Annotated in this window: 15 protein-coding genes; 8 read left to right on the forward strand and 7 right to left on the reverse strand. The window is 66.5% G+C overall.

The features are described 5' to 3' along the window. Positions 1-14 precede the first annotated feature (14 nt). A complete protein-coding gene (locus ACTHQS_RS00820) occupies positions 15-638 on the forward strand; it encodes an FMN-binding negative transcriptional regulator (RefSeq protein WP_440165217.1) in 624 nt (207 codons plus the stop codon). Positions 639-647: 9 nt separating this feature from the next. Here ACTHQS_RS00820 and rlmC read toward each other — a convergent pair whose 3' ends face one another. After that, a complete protein-coding gene (gene rlmC / locus ACTHQS_RS00825) occupies positions 648-1,775 on the reverse strand; it encodes a 23S rRNA (uracil(747)-C(5))-methyltransferase RlmC (protein WP_440165219.1) in 1,128 nt (375 codons plus the stop codon). Positions 1,776-1,927: 152 nt separating this feature from the next. On the opposite strand from rlmC, the gene ACTHQS_RS00830 reads away from it, so the two are divergent. Further along, positions 1,928-2,278, forward strand: a complete 351-nt coding sequence (locus tag ACTHQS_RS00830) for a DUF3846 domain-containing protein (protein ID WP_440165221.1) — start codon at positions 1,928-1,930, stop codon at positions 2,276-2,278. Position 2,279: 1 nt separating this feature from the next. Here the strand turns inward: ACTHQS_RS00830 and ACTHQS_RS00835 are convergent, their stop codons facing one another. After that, positions 2,280-2,831 carry a dihydrofolate reductase family protein gene (locus ACTHQS_RS00835; protein WP_440165223.1) on the reverse strand — a complete coding sequence of 184 codons (552 nt, stop codon included), beginning with the start codon at positions 2,829-2,831 and terminating at the stop codon, positions 2,280-2,282. A gap of 224 nt (positions 2,832-3,055) precedes the next feature. On the opposite strand from ACTHQS_RS00835, the gene ACTHQS_RS00840 reads away from it, so the two are divergent. Further along, positions 3,056-3,487, forward strand: coding sequence for a hypothetical protein (locus tag ACTHQS_RS00840; protein WP_440165225.1), 432 nt, complete (start codon positions 3,056-3,058; stop codon positions 3,485-3,487). Positions 3,488-3,503: 16 nt separating this feature from the next. On the opposite strand, the gene ACTHQS_RS00845 is transcribed toward ACTHQS_RS00840, so the two are convergent. Both ACTHQS_RS00845 and ACTHQS_RS00850 read right to left on the reverse strand, forming a co-directional pair. Continuing rightward, positions 3,504-5,675, reverse strand: a complete 2,172-nt coding sequence (locus ACTHQS_RS00845; RefSeq protein WP_440165227.1) for a putative bifunctional diguanylate cyclase/phosphodiesterase — start codon at positions 5,673-5,675, stop codon at positions 3,504-3,506. A gap of 153 nt (positions 5,676-5,828) precedes the next feature. Beyond that, entirely contained in the window at positions 5,829-6,098 is a 270-nt protein-coding gene (locus ACTHQS_RS00850) for a GlsB/YeaQ/YmgE family stress response membrane protein (RefSeq protein WP_440165229.1), read from the reverse strand. A 199-nt stretch (positions 6,099-6,297) separates the two neighbouring features. On the opposite strand from ACTHQS_RS00850, the gene ACTHQS_RS00855 reads away from it, so the two are divergent. Next, on the forward strand, positions 6,298-7,161 hold the full coding sequence (locus ACTHQS_RS00855; RefSeq protein WP_440165231.1) for an HAD hydrolase family protein: 864 nt from the start codon (positions 6,298-6,300) through the stop codon (positions 7,159-7,161). Positions 7,162-7,164: 3 nt separating this feature from the next. Here ACTHQS_RS00855 and ACTHQS_RS00860 read toward each other — a convergent pair whose 3' ends face one another. Further along, complete coding sequence (locus tag ACTHQS_RS00860; RefSeq protein ID WP_440165233.1) at positions 7,165-8,535, reverse strand: UDP-glucose dehydrogenase family protein; 1,371 nt, start codon at positions 8,533-8,535, stop codon at positions 7,165-7,167. Further along, positions 8,532-9,689 carry a glycosyltransferase family 4 protein gene (locus ACTHQS_RS00865; RefSeq protein ID WP_440165235.1) on the reverse strand — a complete coding sequence of 386 codons (1,158 nt, stop codon included), beginning with the start codon at positions 9,687-9,689 and terminating at the stop codon, positions 8,532-8,534. Before ACTHQS_RS00865 ends, ACTHQS_RS00860 begins: the two co-directional genes overlap by 4 nt. 260 nt (positions 9,690-9,949) lie before the next feature. Here ACTHQS_RS00865 and ACTHQS_RS00870 point away from each other — a divergent pair, with 260 nt between their 5' ends. Further along, on the forward strand, positions 9,950-10,807 hold the full coding sequence (locus ACTHQS_RS00870) for a DUF2382 domain-containing protein (protein WP_440165237.1): 858 nt from the start codon (positions 9,950-9,952) through the stop codon (positions 10,805-10,807). Positions 10,808-11,243: 436 nt separating this feature from the next. After that, the gene (locus ACTHQS_RS00875; RefSeq protein WP_440165239.1) at positions 11,244-12,560 is read left to right on the forward strand and encodes a cell division protein PerM; all 1,317 of its coding nucleotides are present in this window, start codon (positions 11,244-11,246) and stop codon (positions 12,558-12,560) included. 13 nt (positions 12,561-12,573) lie between these two features. On the opposite strand, the gene ACTHQS_RS00880 is transcribed toward ACTHQS_RS00875, so the two are convergent. Continuing rightward, on the reverse strand, positions 12,574-13,005 hold the full coding sequence (locus ACTHQS_RS00880; protein WP_440165241.1) for a hypothetical protein: 432 nt from the start codon (positions 13,003-13,005) through the stop codon (positions 12,574-12,576). Between the two features lie 39 nt (positions 13,006-13,044). On the opposite strand from ACTHQS_RS00880, the gene purN reads away from it, so the two are divergent. Together purN and ACTHQS_RS00890 are read left to right on the forward strand one after the other, a co-directional pair. Next, positions 13,045-13,626 carry a phosphoribosylglycinamide formyltransferase gene (gene purN, locus ACTHQS_RS00885; protein WP_440165243.1) on the forward strand — a complete coding sequence of 194 codons (582 nt, stop codon included), beginning with the start codon at positions 13,045-13,047 and terminating at the stop codon, positions 13,624-13,626. 120 nt (positions 13,627-13,746) lie between these two features. Then, positions 13,747-14,697: an endonuclease domain-containing protein gene (locus ACTHQS_RS00890; protein ID WP_440165245.1), complete on the forward strand. Its 951-nt coding sequence runs from the start codon at positions 13,747-13,749 to the stop codon at positions 14,695-14,697. The last annotated feature ends 88 nt before the right edge of the window (positions 14,698-14,785 follow it).

Raw genomic sequence — 14,785 nt, forward strand, 5'->3', positions numbered from 1 at the left:
CCGAAAGGACTCCCATGTACGTTCCGGCACACTTCGCCGCCGGCCCCGAAGCCATAAAGAACCTCCTCGCTTACCCAGGCGCCGCCAACCTGGTGACCATGACCGACGGCGGCCTGCTGGCAACGCTGCTGCCCTTCGCCTTCACCCCGGACGTGGGGGAGCACGGCGCGCTGCAGGCTCACATGGCACGGAACAACCCACACTGGTCCACCCCGCCGACAGGCGAGGCCCTCGCCATCATCCAGGGCCCCGGCGACTACATTTCGCCCTCGTGGTACGCCGCCAAAGCGGATCACGGCCGCGTGGTCCCCACCTGGAACTACACCACGGCGCACGTCTACGGTGAGTTGGTCATCCATGACGACGCCGGCTGGCTGGCACGCCATGTCCGCCACCTGAGCGGCCTGCACGAGGGCGGCCGGCAGGATCCGTGGGCCGTGGACGACGCTCCGGAGCAGTTCGTTGCCGGCCAGTTGCGGGCGATTGTTGGCGTGGAGCTGGTGATCACCCGGGTCGAGGCGAAGGAAAAACTGAGCCAGAACCGGTCCGATGCCGACGCTGCAGGAGTGGCGGCCGGGCTTCGGGCGGAAGGGCGGGAAGCCGGCGCCGCCGCCGTCGAACGCGTCAGGGTGGTGTGAGTCCGGACCTCAGGCCGTCCGTTCCAGGAGCACCATCACCTCGTAGTGCGTGGTCTGCGGGAACATGTCCAGGACCCGTGCCCGCCGGGCAGTGAAGGACGGGAGGGCGGCCAGGTCGCGGGCCAGCGACTGGGCGTTGCAGCTGGAGTACACCACATGCTGGACATCGGATGACTCCAGCCAGCCGCACAGCTCCTTGCCGATGCCGCGCCGCGGTGGGTTCACGATCACCAGCTCCGGCGACTGCTCCGCCGCGAGGGCGAACGCGGTGGCGTCGCCGGCGTGGAACTCCATGCCCGCCAGGCCGGCCTCGTCACTGCTGAGCCGCGCCGAGACGATGGCCTCGCTGCTGGTCTCTATGCCGGTGACCGTGCGGGACGGGGCGGAGCTGTGCAGGGCGAAACCGCCCACGCCGCAGTACAGGTCCCACACCGAAGCCGGCGCCAGTTCGTTGACCCACTCACGCCCCTGCCGGTACAGGGCCGCGGCCATGTCGGTGTTGGTCTGGAAGAAGCTCTGCGGGCGGAGGTGCAGGTTGACGTCATTGACCCGCATCTCCAGCGTGGACTGCTCCGTCAGCAGGATTTCGCGGTCGCCTTCCAGCACTGCCTTGTGTTCCGGCAGCAGGTTGACGGACACCACTTTGACCTGCGGCAGGTCAGCCAGGAGATCCGGAAGGTGCTTCCGGATCCGGGGGACCACCTGCTCTGAGCGGAGGACCAGGCGGAGCATGATCTCGCCGTCCGGGGATTCGGTGATGATGACGTGCTTGAGTTCCCCGGTCCGATTCGGGACGTCGTAGGGCGTCAGGCGGAGGCGGCGGATGTAGGTGGCCAGCACCGGGAAGACGGCCCGCAGGCCGGGGGAGCAGACGCCACACTTGCGCAGGTCCACGCCGTGGCCGTCAGCGTCGAGGATTCCGATGGTGGGGTTCTGCGCCGTTCCGCCGATCACCATTTTGGCCTTGTTGCGGAAGCCGGACTCCTGGCTGGCCACGGGCTCCAGCCACTCCAGGTCCGTGTGTCCGGCAAGGAGGGTCTGGCAGTGCAGCTGCTTGCCGGCCAGCTGTTCGCCGTACGGCCTGCCCATCTGGGTGCAGGAGCGGCAGGTGCCGGCATCAAAGTAGGAACAGTGCATGACTGGTCAAGTTTACCCGCTCGCTTTCCCGGCCGGTTAAGGCACGACGGCGGCACCTGGGCCGCGTTCCCGCCGTCGTTCCTTCCCCAAAGCCGCAGCGTCCGGGAACACAGCTGTGTCCACAGGTGTTAAACCGTATGGAGAAACGAACGATGGACAACAGAACTTACACAGCACTCGTCGTACCGGCCGGCAATTCCGAGCCCATCCGCATCGAGCAGGTGGGCGCGGACCTGCAGGCCCTGGAAGCCTTGGTGGGCGGCCCGCTGGAGTCGGTGATCCGCGGCGACTGGCACGTTTACCTCAATGCGGAGAGTGTCACCACGCTCCTGCCGGTCAACGTCAGGGCCGGGCAGCTGATGCATGAATGCGGCCTGGACCTTGGCGGGATCCGCGGGACCGCCGTCTTCCTTGGCCGCGGCGAACACGGGGCGGAAGCGGACATCCCCGAGCACCTGGCCCGGCTTGCCGAAGAGCTGTTCGGGGCGCCGCTGGCCGCATAGGCTACTCCGCGCGCACGCCGTATGTGCTCAGTACGTTGCCCTTGCTGGTGGTCGACTGGTCCTGCAGCACAAGGCGGGTCAGCGGGTCGCCGTCCTCGAACAGCCGGCGCCCGCTGCCGGCGATCACCGGATGGGTCATCAACTGCAGCGAGTCCAGCAGCCCGGCGAACAGCAGCTGCCGCACCACGGAGATGCTTCCGCACACGGCGATTTCGCCGCCGTCGCGCTCCTTCAAGGCGGCCACGAATTCGCCGAGCGGCGCGTCTATCAGCTGCGAGTTTTCCCATTCCAGGGGTCCCGTCAGCGTGCGCGATGCGACGAACTTCTCCACGGGGTTGATGAATGCCGCGAAGTCCTGGTCCTGCGGGGCCGTAGGCCAGTAACCGGCCCACTCCTCGTAACTGACGCGGCCCAGGATGACCGTGTCCACGGCGTTGATCATCCTGGTCAGCCCCTCACCGAGTTCCTCGTCGAAGCTGTCGAACTGGAACTTGAAAGGTTCGGACACCACCCCGTCCACGGAGTGGAACAGGCCGGCAGTGACTTTGCGCATGGGAGCCTCCAAATAATGTGCGGACAGGCATTACGGTATGCGGCCGGCTCCCTTCCGGGGAAGGGTTTGGGGCCGATGGTTTCGGCCCGGTATCCGGACGGCGGCGGGCAGCTGCGTTAGCTTCATCACTCGCCGTGTCGTCTTGCGCAGTTTCGAAGGTGCCGGGGCCCATACTTGTCATTGAACGGCTTTCGCCGTCCCCCCGGCCAGGCAGGAGGAAGTGCATGGAAACCCTGAAAAAAGTCGTGAGCAACCAGTATTTTCCTGCCGGTGCCGTACTGACGGCCGTCCTGCTGTTCTGGGTCGTCGCCATGCTGGGCGGACTGTCGCTGCTCAACAACAACCAGCCGCCGCTGACCACCCTGACCTGGATGCTGTTCGTCTACGCCGCAGCTGTGCTGACCCCCCTCGCCGGGCTGCTGGCCGCCGTCGACCTGGTCCGCCGCTGGCGCCGCAACCGCGCTGCCGCCCCTGCCTCATTCACGGACGCCGGGACGGCCAACCTCGCCGCCGACACGGCCAACTCTTCCGCCGGCGCCGGGGAAGCATCCCAGCCCGCGCTGCCCGAAAACCCGCTGCCCGAAAACCCGCAGCCCGAAAACTCCCAGCCGGCGCCCGCCAAGCAGCAGCGCCGGGGCCGCCAGGAAGCAGCCTAGGCCCCAAGCCTTCCGGCTACCGTCCCTTCAACGCGTTGAGGGCCTCTTCCGCATGGTGCAACGCCTGGCCAAGCCTGTCGCCGGGCTCAGGCAGTGAAAACAGGTAGCCCTGAAGCGAGTCGCACTCCAGCGCGGTCAGGTAGTCCGCCTGTGTGGCCGTCTCGATCCCTTCCGCCGTTACTGTCAGGCCCAGGCTGTGCGCCATGTTGATCATGGAGCTCAGGATGGGGAGGCGCTCGTTGCCGGTGCGCACCATGGACACGAAGGTCTTGTCGATCTTGACCGTATCCACGGGCAGGTCCTGAAGCCGGCCCAGCGAGGAATAGCCGGTGCCAAAATCATCCAGCGCCACCCGGACACCCGCGTCCCGCAACGCGCTGAGCTGCTGGATCAGGCTGCAGTCGGCGTCAAAAAAGACGCTCTCAGTCACTTCCAGGACCAGCTGGTAGGGGGCCACCCCGCTGGCTTCCGCAAGCCCCAGGACACTTTCGGCGAAGTCCGGTTCCTGCAGCTGTACGCCGGAGACATTCACGGCCAGGGACCGCGACGGATCCTCGGTGAGCCACCGTGCCAGCTGTACCATTCCGGTCGCCATCACTTCGGCTCCGATCTCGCTGATCAGCCCGGTGCGCTCGGCTAGCGGTATAAAGATGGACGGCGGCACCCGCTCGCCGCCGCGGTTCCATCTGGCCAGCGCCTCGAGCTGGACCACCTGCCCCATGCGGTGCGAGACGATCGGCTGGAAGTCCACTGTGATTTCGGCGCGGGGGACGGCCAGCTGCAGCCCGCTCTCCATGTGCGTCCGCTGCACCAGCGCCTGCATCATGTCCGGATGGAAGTGCAGGAACCGGTTCTTGCCCGCAGCCTTGGCCGCATACATCGCAATGTCGGCATGCCGCAGCAGCTCGGACGGGCCCATGCTGTCCTGTCCCAGGGAGGCGAGCCCCAGGCTCAGGCTGGGACGCAGGACGGTGCCGCCGATGGTGACGGGTACGTGCAGGCAGCGCACGACGCACGCCGCGATCGCATCGGCGTCCGGGCAGGCGGTCAGGAGCACCACGAACTCGTCACCACCCAGCCGGGCGACGACGTCGGCCGTGGGAACGCAGCCGCGGAGCCGGCGTGCCACTTCGATCAACATATCGTCCCCCGCCTGGTGGCCGAGGATGTCGTTGACTTCCTTGAAGTCGTCCAGGTCGAGGAGCAGCACATCCACGGTCTTCAACCGCGGTTCCTGAAGCGATTCGGCCAGGGCGTCGTTGAAGACGGCCCGGTTGGCGAGTCCGGTCAGCGGGTCCTGGAAGGCCATGGCGCGCAGCTTCTCAGCCTGCACTGCAAGGTCCATCATGGCCCGGTGCGCCTGTTCCTGGGCCTTGCGCCGCGGCGTCACGTCACGGAAGCTCCACACGCGGCCCGCGACTTTCTCGTCGACCCGTTGCGGGCGGGAATACCGCTCGAAGGTGCGGCCGTCCCGGAAATCGACGACGTCGTGGCTTTCGGCGGCAGGGTCCTGCTGGAGCTCGCCCAGCCGGGCGGTGAAGGCAACGGGGTCCGCCACCTGTTCCAGGATCAGCTTCATCACCGGTTCCTGGCTGTCGGCGTCCATGAACTCCGGGGGGATACCCCACATGGAGAGGAACTGTTCGTTGAAGCCGGCCACGCTGCCGTCATTGCCGATAACCAGGATGCCGTCTGCCGTTGATTCAAGAGTTGCCGTCAGCAGCGACATGGTCTCGCGAAGGTTTGCGTCGGCCGTCTTGCGGTGGGCGGTCCCGCGGGCGGAGAGCAGCACCCGTGCGCCTACCGGACCCCCATTTCCGGGGCCGGGTTGGTGATCGCCGGCCGGGTCCTCCCGGGGGAGGAGCGCCGCTGCCAGTTCGATGGGAAACTCGGTGCCGTCGCCGCGCAGGGCCATGATCTCCCGGGGCGGTGGATGCTCTTCCGCCTGGGTGAGGAGCCGGTGCAGCAGGTGGGCCACGTCGTCGCGGAAGCCCTCGCCGATCAGCAGCCGGTGATCCAGGCCCGTGAAGGCGTCCTGCGGAAGCGCGAACAGGCGTGCCGCTGCCGCATTTCCCGCCAACACGGTGCCGTCCGCAGCCAGCGCCAAAAGTGCGTCCGGGCTTGCGTCCATGAAGACGCCAAAAATTTGTAATGCCACATTGTTGTCACGGCCGATAAAACCGGTCATCACACCACCCCTTCGCAATCATAAAGGCCGCGGAGGGAAATTGGGTGGGGTGCAGGTATCTTCGCCTGGATCCACACAGACCCGGCGCCGGACGTAAAAAGCGCCGTCCTCCTTTTGGAGTCCGGCGCTCTTACTAATGGCGATATGAAACGGCTACACCCGGCGGCCACTGCGGTTGGTGACGGCGCCGTAGATCAGCAGCACGATGATGGCTCCGAGGATGGCCAGCAGCCAGGTCCTGAGGTCGAAGAACTCTGCCAGTCCGCCGCCGAAGATCAGTGATCCGATCCAGCCGCCCAGGATGGCCCCAACAACGCCGAGGACCATGGTGACCACCCAGCCTCCGCCTTGGCGGCCCGGCAGGATGGCCTTTGCAATGGCTCCAGCAATCAGGCCCAAAATGAGAAATCCGATAATGCCCATGTTGCCACTCCTTGTCAGTAAGTTGTGCCGGGTCCCCATTTCCGGTTCCATCATTCAATCAGCAGGCTTACTACTGTGCAAGGCCTTCATTATCACAGGATGACTGTCAGTTTTGCCGGAATGCGGCGGAATTCTCTCCGACGGAAAAGTGGACGCCGATAGGATTAGGTGTCCCAGCATTTGACGAAGGAGCTCCGGCATGTCCAGCCAGACCCAGCGGCCGCGGGCCATATTCCTCGACATCGACGGCACCTACGCTGACCACGGGCTTGCACCGCAGGCGCACGTCGACGCCGTCCGGACCGCCCGGAAGCTCGGCCACCTCGTGTTCGTCTGTACGGGGCGGCCCCTGTCCATGGTCCCCGCGCACATCCTGGCGGCGGGATTCGACGGCACCATTACAGGCGCCGGCGCCAGGGTGGAGGTAGGCGGTGACGTCCTCAGGGACGCGCGCTTCGAGCCGGAGCTGGCGGCAAGCATCGTCGAAACGCTGGACGCCCACGGCGCCTCCTACATCCTGGAAGCGCCCGAGGCCCTGTATGGCCGCACGGGCGTCGACCTGCGGCTGCGGGAGGTCCTGGGCCCCATCTTTGCCGGCCGCCCCCAGCACGACGGCGTACTCAGCACCGACGTGGATCCGCTGGAGGACATCCTGGGACCCATGCAGTACAGCGACGATCTCCGCGCAACGTCCTACGCCAAGATCTCCTGTTTCGATTCGCCCGTGCCGCTGACCCGCCTGATGGAGACCTTCGGTCCCGGGGTGGGGCTGATCCCCAGTTCCCTGTCGGCCCTGGGTGATCGTGCGGGGGAGATCTATATGGCGGGCACCCACAAAGCCGTGGGGATCCAGGTGGTGGAGGCCCGGCTCGGCCTGGACCGGGCAGACATCGTGGCCATCGGTGACAGTGCCAACGACATCGAGATGCTTGAGTACGCCGGCGTGGGCATTGCCGTGGAGGGGGGCCATCCCGCCGTTCTTGCCGTGGCGGACAGGACCACTGCCGCGCCGGCCGGCGACGGCGTGGCGCTGGCCTTCGCGGAGCTGGGGCTCCTGGGGTAGTCTTCAGCTCGCCCGGGCTGCGGCCGTCAAAACGCCGGGCGAAGTTCCCAGGCCGCGCACCACCCAGCCCTGTTCCCGCCAGGCCCCTGCGTCCAGCGCATTGCGCCCGTCCAGGACCACCCGCCGTCGTACCTGCTGCCCGGCGGCGGCAGGACACAGCTGCCGGTACTCGTCCCATTCGGTGAGGAGCAGCACCAGTTCAGCGTCCCGGAGCGCCTTCTCCGTGGATGCCTCGAAGCGGAGCCCTGGGTAGCGGCGCCATGCAAGGTTCACGGCTTTGGGGTCCGTGACGGTGACATGGGCTCCGGCGGCGGCCAGCCGGTCCGCAACATCCAGGGCCGGAGAGTCGCGGATATCGTCGGTGTCCGGTTTGAAGGAGGCCCCGAGCACGGTAATGGACCGCCCGGCGAGCGTGCCACCGCACAGCTCCGCCGCGAGGCCCACGGTGCGCTCCCGCTGGCCCACGTTCACCGCATCGACCACGCGCATCCAGTCCTCCACCGCGGGCACCGCCAGGGTGGCGGCCTGGGTGCGGAAGCTGCGGATGTCCTTGGGCAGGCAGCCGCCGCCGAAACCAAGCCCCGCGTGCAGGTAGCGGCTGCCGATCCTCGGGTCCAGCCCCATCGCCTCGCTGAGCTCGGTGACGTCGGCGCCCGAGGCCTCGCACAGTTCAGCGACTGCATTGATGAAGCTGACCTTGGTGGCCAGGTATGCGTTCGCGGCGGACTTGATGAGTTCTGCGGTGGCGAAGTTGCAGACCAGGCGGGGAGTGCCTGCGGCCAGCAGCGGTTCGTAAACAGCGTCCAGGGCTGCGGTCACGTCCAGGGGCGCCCCGGTGGCGGGGTGGAAGGCGGCGGTCCGGCCGCCCTCCACGCCGTAGACCAGCCGGTCCGGCACCAGCGAGTCCTTGACGGCGGTGCCCTGCCGCAGGAACTCGGGGTTCCAGCCGAGCAGCACGTCCGGCCGTGCGGCCAGTACGCCGCGAAGCATCTCCACGGTGCCAACAGGCACCGTGGATTTACCGACGACGACGGCCCCCTCGGCCAGGTGCGGCAACAAGGCAGCCGCGGCGGAGACCAGGAAGGTGAGGTCGGCGGCGTCGGACGTCTTGTCCTGGGGCGTCCCTACGCACAGGAAGTGCACCTGCGCGCTCCCGGCCTCGGCGGGATCCGTGGAAAAGCGGAGCCGTCCGGTGGTGCGGCCGTCCTCGAGGAGTTCATTGAGGCCAGGTTCGTGGAACGGTGCGGCTCCCTGTGCCAGCTGGGCCACCTTGGTGGGGTCGACATCGATGCCCACCACGGTGTGGCCCATGGAGGCCAAGGTCGCCGCGTGGACAGCGCCCAGGTAGCCGCAGCCGATCACGGACATTTTCACGATGATGCTCCTGCCGTGGAGGCCTTCCATGGGGGTACCGGCGCCGCCGCTATGACGTCCGTGTAGTGCTGCACCAGTTCGGTGCAGAGCGCGGGCCAGGTTCTGTCCTGGACCGAGGAGTGTGCTGCGGATGCGAATGCCCGGCGTTTGGCGTCGTCGCCCATCAGGTCCTGCACCCGGGCCCGCATGGCGGACAAATCGCCCGGTTCGTAAAGCCACCCCGTGCGCGAGTTCTCCACCAGGTCCAATGGCCCACCCCGGCCCGTGGCCACCACCGGAACACCCGATGCCATCGCCTCCTGGATGGTCTGGCAGAAGGTTTCGAACTCGCCGGGATGGACGAACAGGTCGAACGATGCCACCGCCCGCGCCAGGTCGTCACCGCCCAGGAAGCCGGTGAACGCCGCCCGGGGGAGTGCCGCCTCAAGGACTGCCCGCTGGGGTCCGTCGCCCACCACCACCAGCTTGGTGTTGGGAATGCCGGTGAGGGCGGCAAGGTCTTCCACCTGCTTTTCGACGGCCAGCCTCCCCACGTAGCCAATGATCCGTTCACCGGCCGGGGCAATCGAAGCCCGCCACCCGTCGTCGCGCTTTTCCGGCGAAAACCGCGCAGTGTCCACGCCGCGGCGCCACATCCGCACCCGCGGAATGCCCCGGCCGCGCAACTGGTTCAGCGCGAACGTGGAGGGCACCAATGTACGTGAGGCGAGCAAGTGGATGTTCTCCACCCTGTTCCAGGCCCAGTTCTCCAGGAAGGGAACGCCGTACCGGGCGGCGTAGCTGGGAACCTCGGTCTGGTAAATGGCCACGGTGGGGATACCCAGCTGGTGTGCCGCCTGGGCGGCACGCCAGCCCAGGACGAACGGCGAGGCCAGATGCACCACGTCGGGCGCGTACTCGGCAAGGATTCGCTTGACCCGGTACGCACCTCCCAATGCCAGCCGTACGTTCGGATAACCGGCCAGCGGGACCGCGGGAAGCCGGTGGACCTGCGCCCCCTTGACCTGGCCCGGCACGGACCCCTCGTGGGCTGACGCGGCGATGACCAGGACGTCGTCGCCCCTTTCCTCGAGGTGGTCCAGGACCCTCAGGATGGAGTGGGTGACGCCGTTCATCAGCGGCAAAAAAGATTCGGCAACGATTGCGATCCTCACCCCTCCACCGTGCGTGCCTTCCCTGAAATGGCGGGGGCGGAGGCGTTACCCGGAAGAGAAGGCCTGGTGAACAACTGCCCCGATTTCCCAAATAAAGTACTAAGTAGGCTTTGCATTTGATGCTAAGCATGCTTACGGTAGTGGGGCAGTCAGCGCAGAGCCTCAAGCAGTCGGGGCGGAAGCCGGATGACGGGAGCAAGCCCCGGTCCGGGACATCCATTGCTGGCAGACCCAGTGCAACGACCATCCAAGGAGACGTCATGCTCAACAGGGAAAACCTTGAAAACCTGCTCACCAAGGGCGGCAACGTCGTCGGTTCCGACGGCTCGAAAATTGGTTCGATCGGTCAGCTGTACGCAGACGATGACACAGGCGAGCCCACTTGGGTCACCGTGAAGACGGGCCTGTTCGGTACCTCCGAGTCCTTCATTCCAGTCGAAGGTGCGCACAACCAGGGCGAAGACCTGGTGGTTCCTTTCAGCAAGGAGCACGTCAAGGACGCTCCGCGCGTGGATGCCGACGGCCACCTCACTCCCGAGGAAGAAGACCGGCTGTACACGTACTACGACCGCGGTGCCCGTACCTACACGGAGGCCCGCTCCGGCGCCGCCGGGGACGTGGACCTTCAGGGTGACGCCGACCTGAACGCCGGCACCCCCACGGCAGGGCTCGGTGCAGGCCGCGACACCTATGACCGCGACGAAACCACGCGCGGAACCGTAGGCCACGACACCTCGGGCCCCACCACGGACGACGCCATGACGCGGTCCGAGGAACAGCTGCACGTTGGCAAGGAGCGCGAGGCCACCGGGCGCGCCCGGCTGCGCAAGTACGTCACCACCGAGAACGTCACCAAGACCATCCCGGTGGAGCGTGAAGAAGTCCGGATCGAGCGTGAGCCCATCACGGACGCCAACCGCGGCGCCGCCCTCGACGGACCGGCCATCAGCGAAGAAGAGCACGAGGTGGTCCTGCATGAGGAGCGCCCGGTAGTGGAGAAGGAAGCCGTCCCCGTCGAGCGGGTCCGGTTGGACAAGGACGTTGTCCGCGACGATGTCACGGTCAATGAGGAAGTCCGTAAGGAAAACATCGAAACAGACGGCAACACCCGTCGCTGATGCGGATGGGGGCTTGGCCCCCGTCCATCGGCCGGCTGATTGGAGCAGCCGCCCTGACACGGTGAACGGCGCCGGGAACCCTGCTTGCAGGCTCCCGGCGCCGCACTGTTTAAAACGCTGGTGCAGCCGCGCTGTGAGCGGTGACTGCACCAGCCAGTAGGACGAATATCTTCAGAACTTACGGTTCATCTCTCATTCGCGGCTCCTGTTTTCCCGGTTGACGGTATCCGGGTGGATGGCTGGCTCTGTTCACGTCCGGCAGCCAGCAAAAATCGCAGTGTGCCCTCGGCGGGGCGGCGGGTGTTGGTTTCTACCAATTTTACGGCGGGGCCGGGCAAAAAGCGCCGGCTGCCGGGGCATTCGATTGTTGATTGAGGCTGCACGGGAGCCTGTCGTGCGCGGGCGCGGCGCACCCGGCGTGACACCATGGAACACGATGAAACTGCGCGCTGATCAGACCGGAGACCGTGGCCTTCCCATGCCGTTATGGCTGCAGGGTGCCCTTGAAGCGGCGCAGGCGGCCGTCATTTCGGCGCTGGTGGTCGTGGCCCCCATCGTCGCAGTCTGGGCCACTGCGGGTTTCCAGAACGGGCAGTTCGAGGTCCTGGCGCGCCTGGCGGGACAGTCCTGGCTCCTGGTCCACGGGGTGCCGCTGGAACTTGCCGGCACAGGACCCGGGACTGCCACCCACGGCGGGTCCGGCATCCTGAGCCTGATTCCCCTGGGCCTGACCCTGATTCCCTTCCTCCTGGCCTGGCGCGCCGGCCGCCGGCTGGCCCGTGCTTCCTACACTGACCAGCTGTGGCAGGCGTTGCTGGGCTCGTGGGCAGTATATGCAGCGTTTGGCGCGGCCACCGGGTTCGTCTGCCGCAGCACCGACGTTGGCATCAACCTTTGGTACGCCATGTTGGTTCCGCTGGTCCCGTTCGGGCTCGGAATGGTGATTGGCGCGCGAAGGGAAGCGGGGTCCTGGAGCCGGCTCATCGGCGTCGACGCGGTGGACTGGATCTCGCGCACCAGCCAGCATTCCCGCTGGGCCGGATCGTACTTCGCATCCGCGGCGAAGGCAGGGTTCGTCGCAGTGCTGTCAGCCCTCACCCTGGCCGCGGTGCTGCTGGCAGTTGACCTGTTCATCCACTGGAACCTGGTGGTGTCCGTGTATGAAGCGCTCGACGCCGGCCCGGTGGGAGGTGCCGCCCTCACCATCGCGCAGCTGGGCTTCCTGCCCAACCTTGTGGTGTTCGCGCTTGCGTGGACGTCCGGCGCCGGCTTTGCCATGGGGGCAGGGTCCCAGGCCGGGGCGTTGGGGACCGCCGTCGGGCCGCTTCCGTCCATCCCGGTCCTGGCCGCCATCCCGTCGGGGTCCCTGGATTACGCCTTCGTTGCACTGATCGTCCCGGTGCTGGCAGGCGTCATGGCGGGATGGTGGTTCCTCAGGGAGGGTGAAAACCACTTCGACGAATGGCTTGCCATCAAGGTCCACGCCCGGTGGTTCACCGCCACCGTCTCCACGCTGATGCTCGGGGTGCTCGTGGGCGTGGCGGCCGGCCTGCTGACGGTCTGCCTTGCCTGGATCGCCAGGGGGTCAGCCGGCCTCGGCCGCTTGACCGCCATCGGACCCGACCCGCTGTGGACGGGAGTGTGGGTTGCTGCCGAGGTGGGCGTCGGCGTCGTTATCGGTTACGCCGCCGGCCCGTGGCTGGAACGCGAGAAAACCGGGGCAGCCGACCACGATGCGGAACTGGTCCACTAGGCCTGAACCGCGGCTAGCGGACCTTGGTGGGCAGGACGTCCTGGAACTGTGCCATGCACGCATGGGTTGCCCGGTCCGTCAGCGCCCGGCCCAGGCACGCCTGGTACTCACGCACCTGGTCAAACAGGACCATGGTGGTGACAATCAGCAGCACCATGACCGCTGCAACCACCAACCCCGAAATGGTGCCTAGGAGAACCAGCTTGGATTCCTTGAGCCGGATTGCCCGGACCAGCAGGACGATCCCCAGGACCAGGCTCGCTGCGGTAAGCATGGTTGTCAGCCACAGGTAGCCGACGTCCAGTTGGTATACGAAGAACGCCCCGAGGACCGAGACCACGAACATCCGGAACAGGGTGTGGGTCTTGGCGAGGGAGGCTTTCGCCGCCTCGCTGAGCGGGGCTCTGGCCTGCTGCTGCCCGCTCCGGCCCGGTTCGCTGTTCATGTTTTCCAGCGTACGCGAGCCTGCACCTAAGCTGGACCAATGCGTATCGTCGTCCTCGTTTCCGGAACCGGGTCCAATCTCCAGGCCGTCATTGACGCCGTCAAGGCGGGGGAGCTCGACGTGGACATCGCAGCGGTGGGCGCAGACCGTGAAGGAACCTACGGCGTCGAACGCTCTGCTGCCGCCGGCATCCCCACCTTCGTGGTGGACTTCAAGGCCTACCCGGACCGCGCCGACTGGAACGCCGCGCTGACCAAAGCCGTGGCCGCCTATGCCCCGGACGTGGTGGTGTCCTCCGGGTTCATGCGGATTGTCAGCCCGGACTTCATCGACGCGTTCAACGGCAGGTACCTCAACACGCACCCCGCCCTGCTCCCGGCATTCCCCGGCGCCCACGGCGTGCGCGATGCCATGGCGTACGGCGTGAAGGTCACCGGCTGCACCGTGCACTGGGCCGACGCCGGCGTGGACACCGGCCCCATCATCGCCCAGGAGGCCGTGGCCATCGAGGACTCCGACACCGAGGAAACCCTGCACGAACGCATCAAGGTGGTGGAGCGGCGGCTCCTCGTCTCCACCCTGGCGGCCCTCGCCGCAGACCCTTCCTTCCCACCCAACTAGCTCGCACTTGTTGTCGTTCTCAGCCCTCAAAACGACAACAACTGCGAGTCACTTGGTCCCCGGCGCTGCCAGCTGTGGATAACCGCGGCCCGCCACAGAAAGGTTTGCGATCATGGTCGCGTGAAGACCCCTCGCCCGCTTCCCGCCACGATCGCGGAGCTGCCATTTACGTTTCAGGAAGCGGTCGACGCCGGCGTAACCCTTCGGCGCCTTCGTCACGCAGCGCTGGACGCACCCAGCCGAGGCATCAGGGTCCCGTATTGCGGCATCTCTGTCGGTCCAGCCGGCACACACCGGATTCAAGCTCTGAGGCCGTTTACGACGATTACGGCGTTCTCAGCTGCTTCTCACGCCACAGCTTTCAACTTCTGGAATTTCCCGGGTTTTCTGCCCGGCCAAACGGACCCGCGCATCCACATTTCCCGTCCGGACTCCATGGCCATTCCCCGACGCAAGGGTGTGGTGGGCCATGTGGGACAGTTCTTCGACGACGAGATCGTGTCTGTGGAGGGGGTGCTGGTAACAAGCAGGCCGCGGACCTGGCTGGACAATGCCCGCAAGATGAGCGTCGACGAGTTGACAGTCGTTGCTGATCACCTCGTGCGCGTGCCGAGGGCTGTTTTTGAAACGCGAGCAGAGCCGCATTGCACAATGGAGGAGCTGGCTGGGATGCTGGCCCGGCACAAAGGTACGCCCGGCATCAGGAAAGCGCGCCTGGCACTGGAGCAGGCTCGGGTGGGCGCGGACTCTGCGCCTGAGACACGCTTGAGACTGGCGCTGGAATTCGCCGGGCTTCCAGAACCGCAACTGAACGCGCGCACTGAGCTGAGCGGCGGCGTCGTACGGCAGCCTGACTTGGGCTACCCCCAGCAGCGCGTTGCCGTGGAGTACGACGGCGAAGTGCATTCTTCCCCTGAACAGGTCGTCCGTGACATCGCCCGCGAGGAGGACTTTCTTCGGGCGGACTGGCTTCTGGTCAGGATCTCCAAGCGGCATATGGAAGATGCCGCCAAGGCCGCCGTCTCGAAAGTGCGCCGCGCGCTTCTCAGCAGAGGCTGGTCATCCGACTAACGGCATCGGGCGGAACATACGGCGCGTGTGCTGCCGACACGCGCGAGTCAGACGTCTGGAGCAGGTAACGAACTGGCTCGCACTTGTT

The sequence above is a fragment of the Arthrobacter sp. SAFR-044 genome, from assembly GCF_051965175.1.
Lineage (GTDB): Bacteria > Actinomycetota > Actinomycetes > Actinomycetales > Micrococcaceae > Arthrobacter.

Coding starts and splice junctions, on each gene's coding strand:
- ACTHQS_RS00820 (WP_440165217.1), top strand. CDS start 15: ATGTACGTTCCGGCACACTTCGCCGCCGGCCCCGAAGCCATAAAGAAC.
- ACTHQS_RS00850 (WP_440165229.1), bottom strand. CDS start 6,098: ATGGGCATTATCGGATTTCTCATTTTGGGCCTGATTGCTGGAGCCATT.
- ACTHQS_RS00870 (WP_440165237.1), top strand. CDS start 9,950: ATGCTCAACAGGGAAAACCTTGAAAACCTGCTCACCAAGGGCGGCAAC.
- ACTHQS_RS00835 (WP_440165223.1), bottom strand. CDS start 2,831: ATGCGCAAAGTCACTGCCGGCCTGTTCCACTCCGTGGACGGGGTGGTG.
- ACTHQS_RS00845 (WP_440165227.1), bottom strand. CDS start 5,675: ATGACCGGTTTTATCGGCCGTGACAACAATGTGGCATTACAAATTTTT.
- ACTHQS_RS00875 (WP_440165239.1), top strand. CDS start 11,244: ATGAAACTGCGCGCTGATCAGACCGGAGACCGTGGCCTTCCCATGCCG.
- rlmC (WP_440165219.1), bottom strand. CDS start 1,775: ATGCACTGTTCCTACTTTGATGCCGGCACCTGCCGCTCCTGCACCCAG.
- ACTHQS_RS00840 (WP_440165225.1), top strand. CDS start 3,056: ATGGAAACCCTGAAAAAAGTCGTGAGCAACCAGTATTTTCCTGCCGGT.
- ACTHQS_RS00880 (WP_440165241.1), bottom strand. CDS start 13,005: ATGAACAGCGAACCGGGCCGGAGCGGGCAGCAGCAGGCCAGAGCCCCG.
- purN (WP_440165243.1), top strand. CDS start 13,045: ATGCGTATCGTCGTCCTCGTTTCCGGAACCGGGTCCAATCTCCAGGCC.
- ACTHQS_RS00855 (WP_440165231.1), top strand. CDS start 6,298: ATGTCCAGCCAGACCCAGCGGCCGCGGGCCATATTCCTCGACATCGAC.
- ACTHQS_RS00830 (WP_440165221.1), top strand. CDS start 1,928: ATGGACAACAGAACTTACACAGCACTCGTCGTACCGGCCGGCAATTCC.